At 64.2% G+C, this 21,068-nt stretch carries 17 protein-coding genes; 12 read left to right on the top strand and 5 right to left on the bottom strand.

Annotated features, from left to right (window positions below; genetic code table 11):
- Positions 1–4: 4 nt before the first annotated feature.
- Entirely contained in the window at positions 5–922 is a 918-nt protein-coding gene (locus tag B8115_RS05195) for an esterase family protein (RefSeq protein WP_010626700.1), read from the bottom strand.
- Positions 923–1,064: 142 nt separating this feature from the next.
- Here B8115_RS05195 and B8115_RS05190 point away from each other — a divergent pair, with 142 nt between their 5' ends.
- Both B8115_RS05190 and B8115_RS05185 read left to right on the top strand, forming a co-directional pair.
- Complete coding sequence (locus B8115_RS05190; RefSeq protein ID WP_010626699.1) at positions 1,065–2,126, top strand: acyltransferase; 1,062 nt, start codon at positions 1,065–1,067, stop codon at positions 2,124–2,126.
- A gap of 87 nt (positions 2,127–2,213) precedes the next feature.
- Positions 2,214–3,101, top strand: coding sequence for a universal stress protein (locus tag B8115_RS05185; protein WP_010626698.1), 888 nt, complete (start codon positions 2,214–2,216; stop codon positions 3,099–3,101).
- Between the two features lie 40 nt (positions 3,102–3,141).
- Here B8115_RS05185 and B8115_RS05180 read toward each other — a convergent pair whose 3' ends face one another.
- Positions 3,142–3,861 carry a DUF3581 domain-containing protein gene (locus tag B8115_RS05180; protein ID WP_010626697.1) on the bottom strand — a complete coding sequence of 240 codons (720 nt, stop codon included), beginning with the start codon at positions 3,859–3,861 and terminating at the stop codon, positions 3,142–3,144.
- 512 nt (positions 3,862–4,373) lie between these two features.
- On the opposite strand from B8115_RS05180, the gene B8115_RS05170 reads away from it, so the two are divergent.
- Genes B8115_RS05170 through B8115_RS05155 form a run of 4 tightly spaced genes read left to right on the top strand, consistent with a single transcriptional unit; the run spans position 4,374 to position 9,613 of the window.
- Positions 4,374–4,787, top strand: coding sequence for a hypothetical protein (locus B8115_RS05170; RefSeq protein WP_035590123.1), 414 nt, complete (start codon positions 4,374–4,376; stop codon positions 4,785–4,787).
- Complete coding sequence (locus tag B8115_RS05165) at positions 4,756–5,955, top strand: hypothetical protein (RefSeq protein ID WP_010626694.1); 1,200 nt, start codon at positions 4,756–4,758, stop codon at positions 5,953–5,955. The genes B8115_RS05170 and B8115_RS05165 overlap by 32 nt, the downstream gene beginning before the upstream one ends.
- Before the next feature lie 39 nt (positions 5,956–5,994).
- Entirely contained in the window at positions 5,995–8,832 is a 2,838-nt protein-coding gene (locus tag B8115_RS05160; RefSeq protein WP_010626693.1) for an EAL domain-containing protein, read from the top strand.
- Positions 8,813–9,613, top strand: a complete 801-nt coding sequence (locus B8115_RS05155) for a PEP-CTERM/exosortase system-associated acyltransferase (protein WP_158409638.1) — start codon at positions 8,813–8,815, stop codon at positions 9,611–9,613. Before B8115_RS05160 ends, B8115_RS05155 begins: the two co-directional genes overlap by 20 nt.
- Here B8115_RS05155 and B8115_RS05150 read toward each other — a convergent pair.
- Genes B8115_RS05150 through B8115_RS05140 form a run of 3 tightly spaced genes read right to left on the bottom strand, consistent with a single transcriptional unit; the run spans position 9,587 to position 12,166 of the window.
- On the bottom strand, positions 9,587–10,753 hold the full coding sequence (locus tag B8115_RS05150; RefSeq protein ID WP_010626691.1) for a DUF3541 domain-containing protein: 1,167 nt from the start codon (positions 10,751–10,753) through the stop codon (positions 9,587–9,589). The genes B8115_RS05155 and B8115_RS05150 overlap by 27 nt on opposite strands.
- A 28-nt stretch (positions 10,754–10,781) precedes the next feature.
- Positions 10,782–11,543 (bottom strand): trimeric intracellular cation channel family protein, encoded by a 762-nt coding sequence (locus B8115_RS05145; RefSeq protein ID WP_010626690.1) that lies wholly within the window; start codon positions 11,541–11,543, stop codon positions 10,782–10,784.
- Between the two features lie 50 nt (positions 11,544–11,593).
- A complete protein-coding gene (locus B8115_RS05140) occupies positions 11,594–12,166 on the bottom strand; it encodes a helix-turn-helix domain-containing protein (RefSeq protein WP_010626689.1) in 573 nt (190 codons plus the stop codon).
- A 206-nt stretch (positions 12,167–12,372) separates the two neighbouring features.
- Here B8115_RS05140 and tdh point away from each other — a divergent pair, with 206 nt between their 5' ends.
- The 6 genes from tdh to B8115_RS05110 all read left to right on the top strand — a co-directional run.
- A complete protein-coding gene (gene tdh, locus B8115_RS05135; protein ID WP_010626688.1) occupies positions 12,373–13,401 on the top strand; it encodes an L-threonine 3-dehydrogenase in 1,029 nt (342 codons plus the stop codon).
- A gap of 1 nt (position 13,402) precedes the next feature.
- Positions 13,403–14,593 (top strand): glycine C-acetyltransferase, encoded by a 1,191-nt coding sequence (kbl, locus tag B8115_RS05130; RefSeq protein ID WP_010626687.1) that lies wholly within the window; start codon positions 13,403–13,405, stop codon positions 14,591–14,593.
- Positions 14,594–14,725: 132 nt separating this feature from the next.
- Complete coding sequence (gene malT, locus B8115_RS05125) at positions 14,726–17,431, top strand: HTH-type transcriptional regulator MalT (protein WP_010626686.1); 2,706 nt, start codon at positions 14,726–14,728, stop codon at positions 17,429–17,431.
- 129 nt (positions 17,432–17,560) lie between these two features.
- Positions 17,561–19,237 carry an alpha-amylase family glycosyl hydrolase gene (locus B8115_RS05120; RefSeq protein ID WP_010626685.1) on the top strand — a complete coding sequence of 559 codons (1,677 nt, stop codon included), beginning with the start codon at positions 17,561–17,563 and terminating at the stop codon, positions 19,235–19,237.
- Positions 19,225–20,340 (top strand): sn-glycerol-3-phosphate ABC transporter ATP-binding protein UgpC, encoded by a 1,116-nt coding sequence (ugpC, locus tag B8115_RS05115; RefSeq protein ID WP_010626684.1) that lies wholly within the window; start codon positions 19,225–19,227, stop codon positions 20,338–20,340. Before B8115_RS05120 ends, ugpC begins: the two co-directional genes overlap by 13 nt.
- A gap of 175 nt (positions 20,341–20,515) precedes the next feature.
- The coding region (locus B8115_RS05110; RefSeq protein ID WP_010626683.1) for a contractile injection system protein, VgrG/Pvc8 family at positions 20,516–21,068 on the top strand (553 nt) is incomplete at its 3' end.

Here is a 21,068-nt window from a genome sequence, read left to right as displayed (position 1 = left end):
GGGCTCAAGGAGCTTCAGCGACCTTCTCTTCTGCCACGCGGCTTTGGGCCAGAGTCTCGAGCGGCACCGGCCCCTGCAGGAAGCGCCCCATCCAGGCCAGGGCATTGGGCAGGCTGGCACGCCAGACGCGCCAGGTGTGCCCGCCGTTGAGCACTTCCATGCTCACCAGCTCGGGCTGGTACGGGAGCAATGCCTGACGTACGACTCGGGCGTAATGCTCGGCGTTGTAGCGATCGCGATGCCCGGCACTCAGATAGAGCGGCACGACCTCCTCCCGCTCCAGGTAGTCGGTCAGGTAGGCGGTGTAGTTGCTGCGCTGCCAGAGTGCTTCGTCGAACCGTCCCGCCGCATCGAGGAAGGCCGGGTGCCGCCACGCCGAGGAACGCCGCGGCGGCAGCGGATGATAGCTCGCCGGGCTCAGCGCCGCGGCGGCGGCGAACAGCTCTGGGCGTTCGAGCATGAAGTTGAGGGTGCCGTAGCCACCGGCGGAGAGCCCGGCGATGGCGCGCCATTCACGCTGCGGTACGACGCGCCAGGCCTGTTCGATATAGGGCATGAGCTCTGCGAGAAAGGCCGTCCGAGCCGCCTCGTTGTGGCCGTCGATCCACCAGCTCTCGCTGCCGGGCATGACGATGACCATGGGCGGAATACGCCCCTCGCGAATCAGGCGATCTGCGGTCTGCCTGAGCCCGCCGCTCTCGACCCAGTCCCGCTCGCTGCCGAAGGAGCCATGCAGCAGGTACAGGACGGGGTAGGCCTGCTCGCTCTCGTGATAGCCTTCCGGCAGGTAGAGCGCGTAGGGGTAGTCGCGCCCCAGAATCTCCGAGGCGAACCGATGGTAGGTGACCTCGCCGGCCTGCAGCTTACCCATCCAGAGCAGAGCCAGGCTCAGCAGTGCGGCAAGGATATGTTTGATCGTCATGGCACTCAATGCTCCTTGTGCCGCAGCGTGAACGTTCGCTAGCGTGATAATGGAATCTTTCCGTCTCGACATGGTCCGACATTGAGTCGACGGCGGATGTTCCTCACACCAAAGACCTGGCACCAAGGAAGGCAAGACGTTCATGAAGCGGATCGAAGAAATCTACTGGCTGCGCTTCTATGGCTGCCTGGCGGTCTTCGGCTTTCACTTTCTCGATCGGCTCAATCAGCATATCGACAACGTCTATGTCGATCTGGCCCGCATCCCGACCGTGCTCGGCACGCCCATCTTCATCTTCATCTCGATCTTTCTGTTCTCGATGCGCTACGGCAACCAGCCCCCCTCCGGCTTTCTGCTCAAGCGCCTGCAGTACGTGATGGTGCCCTACTTCGTCTACGGCCTGATCTATTCGATGACGAAGTACATCAACCTGCATCGTCAGGGTGAACCGGTCGGCCTGGTCGAAAACCTGACCGAATACCTCGTTTTCGCCGGCTGGCACGGCTATTTCCTGATCATTGCCATGCAGTTCTATGCCTTCTATTGGCTCTACTGCCGCTATGACCTCGCACGCTGGCTGCCATCCGGTCCGTGGCTGCTGATCGGCAGCGTCATCGGCATCGCCTACTGGGGGCTGACCCGCTGGCTCGGCATCGAACCGCCCGGCTACCTGCTGTGGATCGCGCCGCTGGGTTGGATCTACCTGTTCTTCCTGGCCATGCTGGTGGTGAAGTACTACCCGCAGCTCGCTCCCGAGCGACTGAAGGAAGTGCCCTGGCTCAAGTGGCTGTCCCGGCCGGAGCTGCTGCTAGCCTACATTGCCGTCATCGTCCTGCTCACGCTGCCGGGCTGGCTGGAGTACTCCTCCAAGGAAACCTGGGTGGTGCCGCTCTTCATCCTGTTCACGCTGTTCGCCGTGACCCGCCTGCGCAGCCTGCATGCCACACCCATGGTGAAGGCCGTCAACCGTTACTCTTTCGGCATCTACCTGGCACACCCCATGTTCTTCGCCATCGTCGATTTCGCCGGCGAATTCGTGCCGCTATCCCTGCCCGTGTACGCCCTGCTGTTGATCGTGGTCGGTATGGCCGGTTCGATCGTACTGAGCCGGCTTGCCAACGAGTTGCCGTGGGGCGGCATGCTGTTCGGCAAGACCCTGCACGTGCCGAGCGAGCAGCAGACGCCCGCCCCTCAAGTGCGCTAGGCTAATCCAAGGCGAGGGTCCTAAGCCAAGGCGAGGGTCAATGGGCCGTTCTGCCATCCCACTCATTGGACTTCAGGGGGAATTCGCATGCGTGAGCCTCTTTCGCTCGTGATCGTACCGGTGGACGGCTCGCCTACGGCAGATGCCGCTACGCGACATGCCGCACTGCTCACCGACCTGTTGAAGGCGCGGCTGCAACTGGTGCACGTCATGCCCCTCAATCCGGCCGAGCTCAGCGACGTGCCGGCAAACCGCCTCGCCGAAATGGACCGCGACCGCGCCCAGCGGCTGGAAGCCACACAGGCGGCCTTTGCCCATGCTAGAAAGCTCGTTCCCGAGGCCCTACAACCTTCAACGCAGGAAGTGGCTCTGGAAGAAAAGGGCTTCGTGCGCCACCCCGCCCGCACCATCATCGAACATGCTCGCAGCCAGACTGGCTGTCTGCTGGTGATAGGAGCGCGCCACCTGAGCGATTTCGCCAAGTTCATGGAAGGCAGCGTAAGCGACGAGGTTGTGCACAAGGTCGACCGCCCGATCACCATCGTTCACCCGGAAGCCACCACAAGCGGCGAAGGTATCGACAGCGTGCTGCTACCGGTCGATGGCTCCCCGCACAGCCACCGCGCCGCCGCCTTGGCCGGGGAGCTGGCGCGACGTGCCGGAGCCTCGGTGGAGCTGCTGTTCTGCCGCCCGGCAGATACGCCGCAGCCCACCTCGGAGGAGCGAGGCGAGTCCGAGCGGGTCTTCGAGGAGGCGCGCCAGCACCTCGGGGATGTCCCGGCCGGCATCGCCACTCGCATGCTGGTGGGTGAGGATTATGCAGTGGCAATCACCGACTTCGCTCATGGCCTTCCCGGCAATCCCGTTATCGTCATGGGCCGCCGCGGGCTGGGTGCTCTGCACGAAAAACTGGTCGGCAGCGTGAGCCATCGCGTAATCGATCTGGCCCACTGCCCGGTAACCGTCATGGTATAGCGCTGCATGGTGCAGCGCTCAGTGCCCTCGATACTTCACTTCAGGCTTCCTGCGCGCTCTCGTAGGCCGCCTTTAGCCGGTAGAACTCGGCGACGATTGCCTCCATGGCCGCCGGGTCGTACTCGCTGAGCCCACTGACGACCAGCTTCTTCGATCCGCTGCCCACCACCTCTCCGCGGTCGACGATACGAAACTCGAGCTTCACGTCGCCGCGCTTGCCGTTGACCTCCAGGCGGGAATCGACCAGTTCCAGGGTCGGGCCGGTGAGATCGGTGCGCTCGAGCGAGAAGCCCATGCTGTCGTAGATCACCAACGGTCGCTTGGGATTGAACATCACGCCCTGCTCTTCGAGCAGTGGCTTGAGCACGTGAGGAAAGTTCTTCCCGGAAAAGGCCACGTAGCAGCGCGTGAAGGCCTCGATGACGGCGGCATCATGGTTCTCAGCGCCGGAGCGCCCAACCTCCAGGTACTGCTTGCCCTCTTCGTCCTTGACCTCCACCTGGCCCGAGTCGCTCTCCTCGAGGCTAAGCGGCGTGCCGTCTCCCACCATGCTGCGAAAATGGAAATCCATCCGCTGCGAGAGACCGAAACGGCTCAGAACAAGAGCAAAGAGTAGATCCCCAGGAACGCAGAAGCGCCGGGCATCGGCATCGTGTATCGGATTGAAGTCGCCGGCAATGCGCTTGGCGAAGTCACTTGCCTGCTGGGCCGAGATACGCACGCGTGAGCCCGTCTGGGTATGGTAAGGATCGAGAAACATGAGTGATCTGGCCTGTCCTTGGTTGGAATGCCTCAAGATAGCGATGATGATGCCACACTTTTGCCTCGACGAGGCTCCTTCAGGCCGGGTAGGGCACAGGAAGAGCGCCTGTCGGCTAGCCGGGCGCCGCTACGCCTCGCCCGGCCCCATATAACCCGTTGAATCTATGTTACTGTGCAGAGGGGGTGTTGGTGGCATCATGACTGCCATGGCCCGGGGTAGTCTCGTCACGGCGGTGAAATGCCTATATTGTGCAACGACACCCAGAGGCTAAAGTACGATACATAATCATCAGGGAGCATGACTTGCCGAAAACAGGGTGGAATTCGGCAAGGGGGATCGGGGGATATCATTATCGATACGCTCATGAAGTCCTGGCTTTTCGCCGCTGCCAATGGGCCAGGCATGAGAGTCGTCTTGTCCGACGGCATCGTGTCGCAGCCGTTCGCACTCGCCACGCAGCATCGGCCCAACCTTCGAGAAGGTGGCGCGTGGCCGGGGTGATCCGTTTGATGCTTCTGCCACTGCTGGTGGCACTTCTGCCTCTGTCGGCCCATGCCGCGGAGCGGCAGGTCGTGCTCATTGCCCACCCCCAGGTAACCAACGCCGCTCTGACCCGCGACACCACTCGAGCCATCTTTGCCATGCGGCAGCGCAGCTGGCCGGATGGGCAAGCCGTTCGCGTCTTCGTACTGCCCAACAACCATCCCGTTCATGCCCGCTTCGCCAAAGAGCGGCTCACGGTATATCCACACCAGCTTCAGCTGGCCTGGGACCGCATGGTCTTCTCGGGTACAGGGCAGGCACCCAGTCAGGTCGGCAGTCAGATCGAGATGCTGGAACGCGTCGCCACCACGCCTGGCGCCCTAGGGTATCTGGAAAGGGAGTATCTGGATGATCGAGTCCAAGTCATTACCATGGAGTAGCCATCGCTCGCGCTCGCTGCTGCTGATGCTTGCCTTGGGTTGGGCACCGACCGCGATCGCAGAGGGCGTCATGGATACCTTGCAGTTGCACGGGTTCCTGAGCCAGGCGTACGTGGTCTCCGATCATAATGACTTCTTCGGCCCCAGCAGCAGCAGTGGCGGCAGCCTCAAGTACACCGAAATCGGCGCCAATGCCTCGATCCGGCCAAGGCACGACGTACTGCTTGCCACTCAGGTGCTCAGCCGCCGAGCAGGCGGCGATGGCAGCGACGCCAGGCCGGCGCTCGACTACGGCGTCATCGACTACCAGCCCCTCTCCAACCAGCACCGAACCCTGGGCATCCAGGTCGGGCGTTTCAAGAACCCTTTCGGCTTCTACAATCAGACCCGGGATGTCGCCTTTACCCGCCCGAGTATCCTGTTACCTCAATCCATTTACTTCGACCGTACCCGCTCGCTCGGCCTCTCCGCCGATGGGGTCAGCGTCTACGCCGAAGAGCGACTGCCCCACGGCACGCTGCGCTTCATCGGCGGTGTGGGAGTGCCGACAACGCGCGACCTGGACAATCAGTTATACCCGGCTCAACTCGGCGTGAATGTAAGCGGCAGCACCTCGTCGATCGGACAGATTCGTTATGAACACTCGGGGGGCAACTTCACGGCTGCCATTAGTGCAGCTGATGTGAACCTGGATCTCGAACTGGGCCCGAACGAGGGACAACTGAACTTTCAGCCCTGGATTCTCTCGCTTCAATATGACAAAGAAAATTGGGCTGTGACGGGTGAGTTTGCTCTGCGCCAGGTTTCGACCACAGACACTGGCCCATTGCCCAGCTCAGACGTCACGGGAGAGAGTTGGTACGTGCAGTACACCCGTCGCTTCCTTGATGACTGGCAATGGCTGGTGCGTTACGACAGCCTGGTCAGCGACCGCAACGATCGCTCGGGGCGGTCCTTTGAAGCCCAGGGACGAGGCCCGGCTCATACACGCTTCGCCGATGACATCACCGTCGGCTTACAGTGGCGTGTCAATCCTCGAGTGCTGCTCGCCGCTGAATATCACCATGTCAATGGCACCGGCTGGCTGCCCTTGCGCGACGAGCCAGACCCAACTGAGACCCGCCAGCGCTGGAACATGCTACTTTTCCAGCTCTCGCTGCGCTTCTGAAGCCATCGCTCCCCATCGAACCGGTCAGGGATTGTCCGCATGAGCCGCTCCGACTCCCAAGCACGACGGCCCCGCCTCAGCCTGACCTGGCGGGTGCTGGCGCTGAGCAGCCTGCTGCTGCTGGTGCTGGCTGGGCTGTTCACTTGGCTCGGGCATGCCAACCTGACCCGCCAGTTCGAGGCAAGCCGCAGGGAGAGCAACGAACGGGAAGTGCGTGAAATACAGCTGGCTCTGCAACGCTCCGAGGTGAGCTTGCAGCAGATTGCCGCACTGACGGCAGCCTCTCCAGACCTGGGACCGGCACTGGCCGGGAACGACCAGGAAGCGCTGATAAATTCCCTCACGTCCCAGTGGCCAACACTACAGCTCGAAGCCGGCATCGACGAAATCCTGGTGTTCGATGCCCAAGGACGCCAGTTGGCCGACTGGGGGGAAGGTCAGGCCGACAAGGAGCGCCCCGTGCAGGACTGGGTAAGCCAGGTGATGGAAACCGAGTTCCCTCTTTCGGCCCTGCGCTGCGCCAACGACTGTCGCCAGTACGCAGCGGTTCCCATTCTGGTCGGGGGTGAAAGCGTCGGCATGGTGATACTGTCTCGCTCTCTGGCCGACGTAACCCGCCAGGCCCAGCAGGTATCCGGCAGCGATGTCGCCCTGCTGATCACCGGTGGGCGCGAGGTGGAGGTCATGCCCGAGCGCCACTTGACCAACTGGAACGGCCACCTGGTGGCCATGACGCACCCGGAGCACTACCTTCCGTTGCTTCGCCAGGCCTCGCAGAGAAGCATGCTCAGCGACATTCTCGAAAAGCCGCTGCGCCTGCAATATCGAGGCCGCGATTACGAGCTGTCCGCCGTGCGCATGGAGGCCGACGAGGCTCGTCGCAGTAGCGGCTTTTTTCTCCTGGCCGCTGATATCACCCATCAGATACGCGCCATTCAGGAGAACACGCGTAGCCTGCTGCTGGTAGGCATCGGGGGCTGGCTGGCAGCCGAACTACTGCTGTTGGCGATCCTGCTGCAACCCATGGCCAGACTGCGCCGATTGGCGGGGGTGCTACCCGTTTTGGCTCACGGTGGCTTTGACGAAGCCCGCAGAACCATTCCTCCACCGAGCCAACGCCTGGAGGATGAGATCGATGTTCTGGAGGGCACGACACTGGCTCTCTCCGACCAGTTGGAGGCGCTGGAACATGAGGTAACCGCACGCGGCCAGCAGTTGGCGGAACGGGTCGAGGAGTTGGCCCGGGAGCGCGATTTCGTCGGCAGCCTGCTGGATACGGCGCGGGTCTTCATCGTGACTCAGGACGACCATGATCGTATCACCCTCGTCAATGACTATGCGCTTTCCACGCTCTCGATGCAGGAAGAGCGACTCCTTGGCCGCCGCTTCGACGATGTCTTCACCCCCCGCCCAAGCGGCGGCCCGGAAGACATGTCATCTCAGGAAGAACGCAGCCTGGTGACGGCGGATGGGCGTCAGCGCACCATTGCCTGGTATCACGCGCCGCTGGCAACCCGTGGCGACGACCGTGCGGCAAGAATCTCGGTCGGTCTCGACATCACCGAACGCAAGTTGGCCGAAGCGCGACTCACCTGGCTGGCCGAGCGCGACCCATTGACGGAACTCTACAACCGGCGCTACTTCCAAGAGGCGCTGGGCGCAGTCATGCAGCGGGGCCGCAACGGGGCGGTATTGCTGCTCGACATCGACCACTTCAAGGACGTCAACGAGCTAAGCGGCCATCACACCGGCGACCGGCTGCTGCGCATGGTGGCCGATACCCTGTTCCAGGAGTTCGGCCATTGCGGCATCATCGCCCGCCTGGGTGGCGATGAGTTCGCGCTGCTGCTGGAAGGCGCCGATACCCGCAAGGCCATCAGCATCGCCAAGCAGATCACTCCCCTGCTGGACGGTACCGGACTGGACGCCGGCGGCCAGCGTCATCGGGCGACGGCCAGCCTCGGTATCGCCCTGTTCCCGATTCATGGCGACAACCCCGCCGACTTGATGGCCAACGCCGACCTGGCCATGTACAAGGCCAAGGAGAGCAGCGCCCAACGTTGGCACCTGCTCTCGACGCTGGAGCGCGCCAAGGATGAACTCCAGGAACGCGTCTACTGGGTGGAGCGCATCCGTCAGGCCATCGACGAGGAAGGCTTCGAGCTCATGGCACAGCCGATCATGCGCTTGAATGACGGCGACGTGCGGCATTACGAAGTGCTGCTGCGCATGCTGGGCCCCAAGGGCTCTCTCATCTCACCGGCCTATTTCATTCCTGTAGCCGAGCGTAGCGGCCAGGTCGTACAGATCGACCGCTGGGTACTGCGCCACAGCCTGCGCGCTCTGAGCCGTGTGCAAGCACAGGGCATCAGTCTTTCCGTCAACCTGTCGGGCCAGTCCTTGCACGACGAAGGACTCAAGCAATTTCTCGTCGAGGAGCTGGCCGCCAGCGGTGCAGACCCGCATTACTTGATTCTGGAGATCACCGAGACTGCCGCCGTTACCGATTTTTCCAGCGCAAGGGGCGTGCTGCAGGCCCTGCGCGACCTTGGCTGTCGCACGGCCCTGGACGACTTCGGTGTCGGCTTCAGCAGTTTCCACTATCTCGGCGAGCTGCCCGTCGATTTCATCAAGATCGACGGCGCCTTCATTCGCACCCTGCTGACCAACTCGGAGAGCCAAGTCATCGTCAAGGCCATTGCCGATATCGCCACTGGCTTCGGCAAGAAAGCCATTGCCGAATTCGTCGATCAGGAAGCCTTGATTCCTCTTCTGTCTTCCTACGGTATTGAGTACGGCCAGGGTTATCACCTTGGGCGACCCGCCTTGTTGTCAGATGCCATCCCAGGAGTATCACATGGAGATACCACGTCGTGATTCATACTCTGCTGGAACGGAAGCTACCCTGGATGCACAAGTCCGAGACTTCATTGAGCAATACCGGTTCGTCATCGCCCGTACCAAGGTCGATCGCTACCGAGCCTATGCGCTTCGCCATAAGGTCTTCCGTGAGGAGCTGAATTATCACTTGGGCGAAAATGCCAATATCCCCTTCGAAAAGGATGCCCATGATCGGCATGCCATTCTCTGCCTACTCCACCACACCATCAGCAAAAGAGATGCGGGCTGCCTGAGAGTTGTACTGCCGAGCAGCGACCCAGCGGATAAACGGCTGCTGCCGCTAGAGGAAAGCTGTGCCCACGGTTTGACCGATTCGCAGCTGCATCCGAGCATGTTCGAGCGCTCCTGTCTATGCGAGGTCTCGCGACTTGCCGTCCATCCCGACTTTCGCCGTTCGCGTGACTGTGCTCTTGGACTGCATGAGCATGACCTGCAACCACTGGAAAAGAACCGTTTGCCTCCACCTTCACCGCTGGTGACCCTTAGCCTGTTCCTGGCTGCCACGGCCATCGTCGGCCTCGTCGGTCGATATCAGGTTTTTGCCATGATGGAGCCACGTTTCGCTCGGCTGCTGAAAATCTCAGGGCTGCAGTTTCGCCAGGTTGGAGACGTGATCGACTACTGCGGGCCAAGGGCGGCCTACCATATCGACCAGCGTGAGGCAGAGCGGGACCTTCAAAAACCGCTGCAACCTCTCTACTGGCATATCAAAGGATCTATTGCATCACAGCTAGCGCATGAACCAAGCGTTCCCTAGCACTGCGACGTCCGATTTACGTTGCCCCACGCCTTGGCTGGCCGAGGCATCATGGGGCTGGTGGAGTTGCCGTGACAGGTCGGGACCGGCATACAGGTACCCCGGCCAGCCGAGCACCATGATTGCCAGCACGTTGCGGTGCTCGCCACGTTCCAGGTCGGTATCGCCGTCCGGTGATGGAATGATGCCCGAGCGAGGATCGATGGCCTGCATCAGGTGGCGGCGTATCCGTGCCACCACCGGGTCGTCCGCCAGGCCCGCCAGCAGAAAGCTGAGCGCGACTTCGGCCATGATGTCCTCGGTGGCCTCGTCGAGAATGCGTTCGATCTCGCTACGGAATGCTGCAAGGATCCAGGCATGCCGCTCGGCCGGCACCCAGCGCTGATAGTAGCGGCTGTCGGCGATCACGATGTGGGTCATGCCGTAGAGCCGGTTACGGTAGTCGGCCTTGTTCAGGGCCGACACGGTATCGGTGGGATAGACGGACCGAAGCGCCGCCTCCATGTCGTCTCGCAGGTCGACGATGCCGAGCTGATAGAGAAAATGCGCCTGATTCGCTACCTGGGCGGCGTAGATCCGCATCACCTCAGGGTCGGTCAGAAAGCGCTGCCATTCCAGGCTCGCCAGGTAGTCGAGCGCGCGCTGATGCTCGGGTAGCGTTTTCAGCAGGCCGTAGTAGTCCGCCTGAACCAAGCGAAAGAGCAGTTGCCGGCCGAAGGCGATCTCTCCCCACTCGTTCAGCATGGCCCCGCGGGCACGCTGCCTGGCAGTACGCTGCGGGTGGCTCGCCATGAGCTCCCGAGTGCGAGCCGCCGCGAAGCCGGGTGTCTCGAGGCCGGCAATGTCACGCTCGAGCTGCTTCGACAACAGGCGCCCGTGCGCCTCGAGGGGCTCGAGATAGCGCGAATCGCCGCTGATGCGGTAGAGCCGCTGAGCATAGTGACGCTGCTTGTCGAGGGGCATGGCCGGCAGGGCGTCTTCATAGACGGCCTGGAGCGCCTGAGCGGCTGCCTGCTCATCGCGTGTCGGTCCATCGCGCGCAGGTTCATCATGCAAGGGCTCGATGGCGCAGCCGGTGAGCGCCACCAGCAAAAGCACCATGAGCCAGCCCATGGTCTTGGTGAATGCTGCCTGAGGCACTCGCCTCGATTTCGCTTCAGCCACTGTCTTATTCTCGCTGCCTACGCTGCTGGCTGGGTGAGATCATGCGCACCCTGACCTTTGGGCGGGACTTGGGCTGCGCCGGCGGCCCGCCCTGGGGCACCTCTTGCTCATTGCCTGGGTCCGCCGCCTGGGCCTCTTGCGGCGGACGGATCACGACCCAGGCGAAAACCGGCAGCGTAAGCTGCCAGTGGATGGCCGCCAGGCGTAACCCCAGGGTCACTGCCAGCGCCAGGCCGATGGCAACGCCGACCGGCACCCCCAGCGCTCCCAGCCCCACGTAGGTGATGCCGCCGGCAATGGAGGCCGTGGCATACACTTCCTGGCGCAGCACCATCGGTACGCGCCGCGCCAGCACGTCGCGCACCATGCCACCGGCCACTCCCGTCAGCAGCCCCATCAATACCGCCACTACGCCGGGCGCCTCGAGCTGCAACGCCTTGTGGGCGCCGATCACCGTGAACAGCGCCAGGCCGAAGGCATCGGCGATCGGCAGGAAGCTGCGGGAGAGGCGATGGATATAATGAAAGCCGACGATGGAAAGGCCGACAGTAGCGAGGATCACCCATAGATAGGTAGGGTCGGCGACCCAGAACACCGGTCGCACGCCCAGCACCAGGTCGCGCAACGTGCCACCCCCGATGCCGGTGACCGCCGCCAGCACCAGCATGCCGAAGGGGTCCATGCGCGAGCGGCAGGCGAGGATGACTCCCGAGAGAGCGAAGACCACCACACCGGCCATGTCCAGCCAATACACCAGAGCCGTCAAGTCGTTCTCCTGCTAAGCAGATGGCAAATGCTGGGCAGACTACTGCGCTTTCACTGATAGGTCACGACGAGAAAACTCACCAGCTCCGCTTCACCGCAGTTCTCGATGATGTGCTCGAGATCGGCATGATAGTGAGCCGAGTCGCCAGGGCTCAGCTCACAGCGATTCTCCCCCGCCACGACTCGTGCCTGACCCTGGGTGACGGTCAGCAGCTCTCGCGTGCCCTCGAAGTGAGCTGCGCTCTGCAGGCGTGCACCGGGGGCCAGACGCACCTCGTAGAACTCCACGTTCTTCTCCATGTGCAGCGGTGAAAGGGTGCGGATGCGGCAGTCCTGATCGTCACGGAACAGCTGGCTGGCATCGTCGCCGCGCACCACCTCGATGCGCGACGCCGTCCAGGGCTGGTCTACCAGATCGCCGATGTTCATGCCGAAGGCCTGAGCGATACGCAGCGTCACCGCCAGCGTCGGGTTGGCCTTGCCGCGCTCGATCTGGCTGAGCATCGAACGACTGACGCCGGAGGCCGCCGCCAACTGCTCCAGCGTGAGTCCGCGTTTCTTGCGCAGCTCGATGACCCGGCTCGGCAGGCTCCCCGCTTCCGTTTGCCCTTCGTCTGCCGTCATGGTGTCACTCACTTCACTTTTCCCCTATACCCAAGAGACGCTCGCCAACAACCGCATTCCACTATGCGATAAAAAAATCTTGCATGGTGGAATTAATCTGCAATACTGGAATTCATTCCCTCATACTAAACCTCATACAGGGAATTACCAGCACCTATCGCTCCTCAACCGCCTGAACCCTCCAACCACAAGTCAGGAAGGTAGACATGAAAGCACTGATCAAGAAGGAGGCATCACCCGGCCTCTGGCTGGAAGAGGTGCCGGACCCACAGGTCGGCATCAATGACGTGCTGATCAAGGTGAAGCGCACCGCCATCTGCGGCACCGACGTACATATCTACAAGTGGGACAGTTGGGCCCAGAAGACCATCCCCGTACCCATGGTGGTGGGCCATGAGTTCGTCGGCGAGATCGTCGAAGTGGGTTCCAACGTCAACGATTTCCGCCCGGGGCAGATCGTATCCGGCGAGGGTCATGTGGTGTGCGGGCGCTGCCGCAACTGTCTGGCCGGGCGCCGTCACCTGTGTGCCCATACCAGCGGCGTGGGGGTTAACCGCCCGGGTGCCTTCGCCGAGTACGTGGCCCTGCCGATGTCCAACGTGTGGGAACACAAGCCGGGTATCGATCTGGACGTGGCCGCCATCTTCGACCCGCTGGGCAACGCCGTGCACACCGCGCTGCAGTTCGACCTGCTCGGCGAGGACGTGCTGATCACCGGGGCCGGACCGATCGGCGCCATGGCCGCGGCGGTGTGTCGCCATGCCGGCGCGCGTCACGTGGTGGTCACCGATCTCAACCCGGGGCGGCTCGAGCTGGCAAAGCGCCTGGGCGCCACCCGCACCGTGGACGTGCGCCACGAGACGCTGCCCGAGGTCCAGCGCGAGCTGGGCTTGACCGAAGGCTTCGACGTGGGCCTGGAGATGTCCGGCAGCCCTGCCGCCTTCCGCGACATGCTGGCCAACATGTGCCACGGCGGCAAGATCTCCATGCTGGGCATCCCCACCGAGGAGATCGCCATCGACTGGAACACGGTGATCTTCAACATGCTGACGCTCAAGGGCATCTACGGCCGCGAGATGTATGAGACCTGGTACAAGATGTCGGTGATGATCGATTCCGGCCTCGACATCTCGCCGGTGATCACCCATCGCCTGCCTTATACCGAGTTCCAGCAGGGCTTCGATGCCATGCTGAGCGGTGAAGCGAGCAAGGTCGTTCTCAACTGGGAGTCATGACATGTACGGAGCTTTCAAGCAGCATCTGCTGGGCGAACTCGACACCATTCGCCAGGCCGGACTGTACAAGCACGAGCGCCAGCTGACCACGCCTCAGGGCGCCCATGTCGGCATCAGTGCCGGGCAGGAAGTGCTCAATCTGTGCGCCAACAACTACCTGGGTCTGGCCCAGCACCCCGAGGTCAACGCGGCAGCCAAGGCGGGCCTGGAAGAGTGGGGCTACGGCCTGGCTTCGGTGCGCTTCATTTGCGGCACCCAGAGCCTGCACAAGCAGTTGGAACAGCGCCTCACCGACTTCCTCGGTACCGAGGACACCATCCTCTACCCCTCCTGCTTCGACGCCAACGGCGGGCTGTTCGAGACCCTGCTCGGCGCCGAGGATGCGGTGATCTCCGACGAGCTCAACCACGCCAGCATCATCGACGGCGTGAGGCTCTGCAAGGCCCGGCGCTATCGCTACCGCAACAACGACATGGCCGACCTCGAAGAGCAGCTCAAGGCCGCCGACCGCGACGGCGCGCGCTTCAAGCTGATCACCACCGACGGTGTGTTCTCGATGGACGGCTACATCGCCCGGCTCGACGAGATCTGCGATCTGGCCGAGCGCTACGGTGCCCTGGTGCACTTCGACGACTGCCACGCCACCGGCTTTCTCGGCGAAGGCGGCCGCGGCACCCACGAGTATCGTGGCTGCATGGACCGCATCGACATCACCACCGGTACCCTGGGCAAGGCGCTGGGTGGCGCCAGCGGCGGCTACACCAGCGGCAAACGTGAAGTGATCGAGCTGTTGCGCCAGCGCTCGCGGCCCTACCTGTTCTCCAACACCGTGGCGCCGCCGGTGGTCGCCGGCGCGCTGAAGGCCATCGAGCTGGCCGCCGAGTCCAGCGAACTGCGCAGCCGGCTCAGCGAGAAGACCGCCTTCTTCCGTGCAGGCCTCGAGCGACTGGGCTTCGAGCTGCTTCCCGGCGAGCACCCTATCGTGCCGGTGATGCTGCACGACGCCGGGCTGGCCGCCCGCTTCGCCGAAGAGATGCTCAAGGAGGGTGTCTACGTGATCGCCTTCTCCTACCCGGTAGTGCCCCAGGGGCGCGCCCGCATCCGCACCCAGATGTCCGCCGCGCTGAGCCGCGACGACCTGGAGTTCGCCTTGGCCGCCTTCGGCCGGGTCAAGGAGCGCCTGGGGCTGTAGCGAACAGGCGCTGATGTCGGTTGGCCGGGCCAGGGCCCGGCCAGCCTTGGCTACGACCTTGGTCGCAGATAGCCCAAAGGCGACGAGCCAACCGTCATACTGAAATCTGAAACGGTTCAGCGACGGTTTTCGATGCCCATTCTTCTGGAAAAGCTCCGCCCGCCTGCACTACCTGACACCGTCGTGGCCCGGGAAAGGCTGAACGACTGCTTCGCACTCAGTGAACGGATCCGCCTGTTACTGGTCCAGGCACCGCCCGGCTACGGCAAGAGCACACTGCTGGCCGAACGTCTGACCCAACTGGAGCAGCCCTCGGCCTGGCTGTGCCTGGATGCCCGCGATGACGAGCCGGAGCGCTTCGCCGTCTACTTCCGCGAAGCGCTGACTCGCCTGTGCAGTGAACTCGATCTCGCGCTCGAACTGCCCGAGGCCGGCAATCTGGCCGAGGCCGTCGAAACCTGGCTGGCCCTGCTGCCGGCCCAAGCCCCACCGGGCCGGCTGGTACTGGACGACGTTCAGCACCTGACCCACCCATCGATCCTCGAAAGCCTGCGTCATTGGCTGTGCCACCAGCCACCCTGGCTGACGCTTACCCTCGCTTCACGCACGCGCCCCGACCTGGGCCTGCCGGAACTCTGGCTGCGCGGCGAACTGGAGGAGATCGGCCTGAGCGAGCTGGCCTTCGATGCAGAGGAGGCGCAGACCCTGTGTGCCGAACAGCTCAGCCTGCCACCGACCCGGGTCAGCCTGGAGCGCGCCCAGCGCCGCACCGAAGGGTGGCCGCTGGCGCTCGCCTGGCTGATCGAGCGCACCACGACCCTGGCCTCCTTCGATACCCTTCTGGAGCGGCTCGACGGCAGCCATCCGGACTTCGTCGCCTGGTTCGACGAGCTGCTGGCACGCTGTATCGACGAACAGGACCGTCAGCTGCTATTGCAGCTCGGCGTGCTGGAGCGCTTTTCATCCAATCTGGTCGCCAGGCTGCTGGAGGGCGAGCGGCTCTCTCAGCGGCTGGAGGCGCTGGAGCGGGCCGGCCTGTTCCTCGAGCGGGTCGAACCTCACTCGCAATGGTTTCGCTTCCATCGACTGTTTGCCGGCTACCTGCGCCATCGCCGCCACGAGCTCAGCCTGACCACACAGCACGAGCTGCATCAGCGCGCCAGCAACGCCTGGCTGCGTCTGGGCAACCCCGCCCTGGCCCTGGCCCAGGCCATCGACGCCGAAGCCCCCGAGCCGCTGGCCGAGCTGCTCGAGCGCGAGGGTCCCGGCCTGCTGGCCAACGGCCACTTCTCGCTGTTGGCGCGAGGTCTTGCCGCCCTCGGCGATACTCGCCTGGTCGACTCCCCCCGGCTCACCCTGCTGCACGGCTGGGCCTCGCATGCCCAGTACCATTTCGATCGCACTCGCCAGGCCATCGGCTGGATCGAGGCGCAGCTCGAACTGCCCGAATGGGCCGAGCTGGCCGCGGAGTTCGCCACCCTGCGGGCGCAGTTGGCGATCAACGAAGGCGACGCCGAACGGGCGGCACCGCTGGCCGAGCAGGCCCTGACCCTGCCGCCTCGCTATCTGGCCACGACACCGCTGACCGCCGCGGCGATACTGGCCGAGGCGCGCTTCGTCCAGGGCCACCTGGACGAGTCGCTGCAGCGCATCCACAGCGTGGAGCGAGAAGCCAATCGTGTCGGCGATGCGCAGATGCTGCTGTGGGCGCTGTGCCATCAATCGGAGACGCTGGTGGCTCAGGGTCGTCTGCAGGCCGCCTTCGACGTGCAGGAGCGCGCCATCGCCCACGTCGAGCACGCCGGCCTCGACCGCCTGCCGGTGTGCGAATTCCTCTACCGTATCCGCAGTCAGGTGCTGTGGGAGTGGCAGCGTCTGGAAGAAGCAGAGCAGGCAGCGCTGAAAGGCATCGAGGTGCTCGACAGCCAGGGCGAGCGCTGGACGCTGCAATGCCACATCGGCCTGGCCAAGGTAGCGCTGTCGCGGGGCGATCAGGCCCAGTGCGCCGACCATATCCGCCGCCTGCGCAAGATTTTGGTGCAGGGCAACTATCACATCGACTGGCAGGCCAATGCCCATGCCACCCTGCTGGCCTGGTGGCAGGCCAACGGCGATCTCGACGCCGTGGCCCGCTGGCTGCAGGAGGCACCGCCCGGCGACCCGACGAAGGCCAGCAACCACTTCGCGCAGTGCAACCTACGCAATCACGCTCGCGCCTTGATCCTGCTCGGCCGCTTCGACGAGGCCGAGGCGCTGCTGATCGAGCAGGAACGCCAGACCGCACGGCTGGGGCTTACCACCGACGCCAATCGCAACCGGATCTGCCTGGCCGGGCTGGAGTGGCAACGCGGCCGGCCCGATGCGGCCCTGGCGCATCTGGCCCAGGCGCTGACGCTCGCCACACGTACGGCGCTGGCCGGCAGCTTCCTGCGTCTGGGCCGGGCGCTGCCTGAGATGCTCAAGGGGCTGCTGGCCGAGCATGAGCTGGAGCCCCTGGCCCGGGGCCACGCCGAACGGCTGCTCGATCTTGCCCGCCGCCAGCGCGAGTTCGGCCGCGCCGTGCGCCTGATGCTCGACGACTCGGTCATCGACGACATCGTCTCGCGCCCCGACGTGCCGGAGCTGATCCGCACCTCGCCGCTGACCCGCCGCGAGTGGCAGATCCTCGGCCTGATCCATGCCGGGCTCTCCAACGAGCAGATCGCCGAACAGCTCTCGGTCGCCCCCACCACGGTCAAGACCCACATCCGCAGCCTCTATCAGAAACAGAACATCCGTCGCCGCGAAGAGGCCATCGCCCTGGCCGGCGAGCTGCTGTCGCGCATCCAGGGGGAGTAGGCCGCGCGGCCGGACTCAGCCCCCCGCCTACGCCTCCCCTGTGCCGGGGCGTAGAGGATTCACTGCACTGCCCATGGCGTCACCATCGAGCCTACGTTTCTCCGTATGGCACGACGACAAGGACAAGGCATGAACACACAGCACATCTTCGGCAGACAGGGACAGGACTGGTGGCGCGGCGCGGTGATCTACCAGATCTACCCGCGCAGCTTCATGGACAGTAACGGCGACGGCATCGGCGACCTGCAGGGCATCATCGACAAGCTCGACTACATCGCATCGCTCAACGTCGACGCGATCTGGATCTCGCCCTTCTTCACCTCGCCGATGAAGGACTTCGGCTACGACGTGGCCGACTACCGCGGCGTCGACCCCATCTTCGGCACTCTGGATGACTTCGACCGGCTGGTGGAGGCAGCGCACGCCCGCGGGCTCAAGGTCACCATCGACCAAGTGCTGTCGCACACCTCCGATCTTCACCCCTGGTTCGCCGAGAGCCGCACCAGCCGCGACAACCCCAAGGCCGACTGGTACGTATGGGCCGATGCCAAGGCCGACGGCTCGCCGCCCACCAACTGGCAGTCGGTGTTCGGCGGCAGCGCCTGGCAGTGGGACACCCGGCGCTGCCAGTACTACCTGCACAACTTCCTGGTCAGCCAACCGGACCTCAACTTCCGCAATCCGCAGGTCGTCGAGGCCATTCTCGACGAGGTGCGCTTCTGGCTCGACCGCGGCGTCGACGGCTTCCGCCTCGATGCGATCAACTTCTGCACCCATGGCGAACTCGTCGACAACCCGCCACGCAGCAGCTCGGCAGAAGGCTTTCTCGGCGTGCGCCCCGACAACCCCTACGGCTACCAACTGCATCTGCACGACAAGACCCAGCCGGAGAACCTGGCCTTCCTCGAGAAGCTGCGCGCCCTGCTCGACGAGTATCCCGGCACCACCAGCGTCGGCGAGGTGGGCGACGACGATTCGCTCAACGTGATGGCCGCCTATACCCAGGGCGGCAAGCGTCTGCACATGGCCTACTCCTTCGATCTGCTGGGCGAGCGCCACGACCCCGAGTTCCTGCACCAAACGCTGACCGCCATGGAAGCGAAGATCGGCGACGGCTGGCCGTGCTGGGCACTGGGCAACCACGACGTGCCGCGCCTGGCGACCCGCTGGAAGGCACAGGACGACCCGGCCAGGCTGCGTCTCTATCTGGCCTTCCTGCTGACCCAGCGTGGCAGCGTCTGTCTCTACCAGGGTGAGGAGCTGGGCCTGCCCGAGGCCGAGCTCACCCTGGAGCAGCTCGTCGACCCGGCCGGCATCACCTTCTGGCCGGCCTACAAGGGGCGCGACGGCTGCCGTACGCCGCATCCCTGGTGTGCCGAAACCCGCCACGGCGATTTCTCCCGGGGCGAGCCCTGGCTGCCGGTGCCCGACGAACACCTGGGACTGGCCATGCGGCACCAGGACGAAGCCCCCGATTCGCTGCTCAATGCCTACCGCACCCTCCTTGCCTTCCGCCGGGAACACGTGGCATTGAAGAAGGGCGAAGTGCGCTACCACCCGGTGCGCGACGAGGTGCTGTGCCTGGAGCGCTCCTATCCCGCGCGAGAGCCCAACGAGCGCCTGTTGGTTGCGCTCAACTTCAGCGACGCGCCGCGCACCCTGCCCGCCCCGCGGGAAGCGCAAGCGCTCGACGACGCCCCGGCGCTGGTCAATGGCGCATGGGCCAATGGCGAGGTCCAACTGCCGCCCTGCGGCATCGCCATCGCCCGCTGTCCGGCACGGGAGGAGATCGTATGGGACGTCTGACGCTTGCCGGAATCGGCAAGGATTACGCGGGGGTCGAGGTCTCCCGCGACATCGACCTGACCATCGAGGACGGCGAGTTCATCGTCTTCGTCGGCCCTTCCGGCTGCGGCAAGTCCACCCTGCTGCGCATGATCGCCGGCCTCGAGGACATCAGCCACGGCGAGATGCGCCTCGACGGCGAGCGCATCAACGAGGTACCGCCCCAGGAGCGTGACATCGGCATGGTGTTCCAGTCCTACGCGCTCTACCCGCACATGACGGTGGCCGAGAACATGGCCTTCGGTCTCAAGCTCGCCCGCACCGACAAGGCCGAAATCCGCCGTCGGGTGGAGCATGCCGCCGAGATGCTGCACCTGGGCGAGCTGCTCGAACGCAAGCCCAAGGAGCTCTCCGGTGGCCAGCGCCAGCGGGTGGCCATCGGCCGCACCCTGGTCAAGGAGCCGGCGGTGTTCCTGTTCGACGAGCCGCTGTCCAACCTCGACGCCGCCCTGCGGGTCGACATGCGGGTGCAGATTGCCGAGCTGCACCGGCGCCTGGGCGCCACCATGATCTACGTGACCCACGATCAGGTGGAAGCGATGACCCTGGCCGACCGCATCGTGCTGCTGGCCGGGGGTCGCATCGCTCAGGTCGGCGCCCCGCTGTCGCTCTATCACTACCCGGCCACGCTGGAGGTGGCGCGTTTCATCGGTTCGCCGCGCATCAACGTGGTGCCGGTCGAAGTGCTAGACCCGGGCCGCCAGCGCACCTCGGTGCGCCTGCCCGGGGGCGAGACGCTGACCGTGGCGGTAGACGGCGCCCGACTGCGTGCCGGCGACAAGGCCACCCTGGCCGTGCGCGCCGAGGACTTCGTCGCCCCGAGCGACGCCGATGCCCGCCTCGCAGCCAGGCTCATGGTGGCCGAAAGGCTCGGCTACGAAACCCTGGCTCATCTGCGGGTAGAGGGCGTCGGCGAGACCCTGACCCAGCGCCTCGACGGCTTGACCCACCTAGAGGACGGCCAGCCGCTCGAACTGGGGCTTTCCGGTGAGCGCTGCCACCTGTTCGCCGCCGACGGCAAGGCCTGCCCACGGCAGGTACGGATTCCTGGCGTCACTCATTGAGCACGGGCAAGAACTTGCCCCGCGGGCAACTTCTTGCCCGCCTCAGGCAAAGGATTGCCTGAGTTCACTTAGCATTTTGGGCCTCTTCTCTCTTACTTTCTTGTTTTTACTTTATTAGCCAAAAACTGGCACAGCGCCTGCTGCAACTCGGCCATGTACGCCTCCAGGAGGAAGCATGGCCTTTGAAACCGGACTTCACTTCACTCTGCGGCTAGCCGATGCCAGCTCGCCCGACATCGAGGGCCTGGCGGTCATCGAGTTCACCCACCGGGAACGGCTCTCCGCCCCCTTCGAGCTCACGGTGCGCTTCGCCAGCCGTAACGGCAGTCTCTCTGCTCGCGACATTCTCGACCGCGAGGCCACCCTGACCATCTGGCAGGACGACGAGATGCTGCGCCAGGTGAACGGCATCGTCAGCGAGTTCGCCCGTGGCGACCGCGGCCACCGCCACACCTTCTACCGGGTCGAGATCCGTCCCGCGCTGTGGCGCCTCTCACTACGGCAGAACTCGCGCATCTTCCAGGAAGTCTCGCCGCTCACGGTGCTCAACACCCTGTGCGACGAGCACGGCCTGACCGATCTTGCCTTCGCCGCCACCCGCGAGCCCGAGGCTCGGGAATACCTTACCCAGTACCGTGAAGACGATCTCGCCTTCGTCGAACGCCTGGCTGCCGAAGAGGGGCTGTTCTACTTCCACGAGTTTTTTGAAGTTGGTAGCGACGAGGATG

Origin of the sequence: Halomonas sp. KM-1, assembly GCF_000246875.1 — a bacterium.
GTDB classification, from domain to species: Bacteria; Pseudomonadota; Gammaproteobacteria; order Pseudomonadales; family Halomonadaceae; genus Halomonas; species Halomonas aerodenitrificans.
Note: the sequence above shows the minus strand (reverse complement) of the source record. Positions and strands in the feature narration are given on the sequence as shown.

What these genes read in the sequence shown, in the direction of transcription:
- kbl (WP_010626687.1), top strand. Translation starts at nt 13,403, where the DNA reads ATGTACGGAGCTTTCAAGCAGCATCTGCTGGGCGAACTCGACACCATT.
- B8115_RS05195 (WP_010626700.1), bottom strand. Translation starts at nt 922, where the DNA reads ATGACGATCAAACATATCCTTGCCGCACTGCTGAGCCTGGCTCTGCTC.
- B8115_RS05160 (WP_010626693.1), top strand. Translation starts at nt 5,995, where the DNA reads ATGAGCCGCTCCGACTCCCAAGCACGACGGCCCCGCCTCAGCCTGACC.
- B8115_RS05165 (WP_010626694.1), top strand. Translation starts at nt 4,756, where the DNA reads ATGATCGAGTCCAAGTCATTACCATGGAGTAGCCATCGCTCGCGCTCG.
- ugpC (WP_010626684.1), top strand. Translation starts at nt 19,225, where the DNA reads ATGGGACGTCTGACGCTTGCCGGAATCGGCAAGGATTACGCGGGGGTC.
- malT (WP_010626686.1), top strand. Translation starts at nt 14,726, where the DNA reads ATGCCCATTCTTCTGGAAAAGCTCCGCCCGCCTGCACTACCTGACACC.
- B8115_RS05185 (WP_010626698.1), top strand. Translation starts at nt 2,214, where the DNA reads ATGCGTGAGCCTCTTTCGCTCGTGATCGTACCGGTGGACGGCTCGCCT.
- B8115_RS05120 (WP_010626685.1), top strand. Translation starts at nt 17,561, where the DNA reads ATGAACACACAGCACATCTTCGGCAGACAGGGACAGGACTGGTGGCGC.
- B8115_RS05170 (WP_035590123.1), top strand. Translation starts at nt 4,374, where the DNA reads ATGCTTCTGCCACTGCTGGTGGCACTTCTGCCTCTGTCGGCCCATGCC.
- B8115_RS05140 (WP_010626689.1), bottom strand. Translation starts at nt 12,166, where the DNA reads ATGACGGCAGACGAAGGGCAAACGGAAGCGGGGAGCCTGCCGAGCCGG.
- B8115_RS05155 (WP_158409638.1), top strand. Translation starts at nt 8,813, where the DNA reads ATGGAGATACCACGTCGTGATTCATACTCTGCTGGAACGGAAGCTACC.
- B8115_RS05180 (WP_010626697.1), bottom strand. Translation starts at nt 3,861, where the DNA reads ATGTTTCTCGATCCTTACCATACCCAGACGGGCTCACGCGTGCGTATC.
- B8115_RS05190 (WP_010626699.1), top strand. Translation starts at nt 1,065, where the DNA reads ATGAAGCGGATCGAAGAAATCTACTGGCTGCGCTTCTATGGCTGCCTG.
- tdh (WP_010626688.1), top strand. Translation starts at nt 12,373, where the DNA reads ATGAAAGCACTGATCAAGAAGGAGGCATCACCCGGCCTCTGGCTGGAA.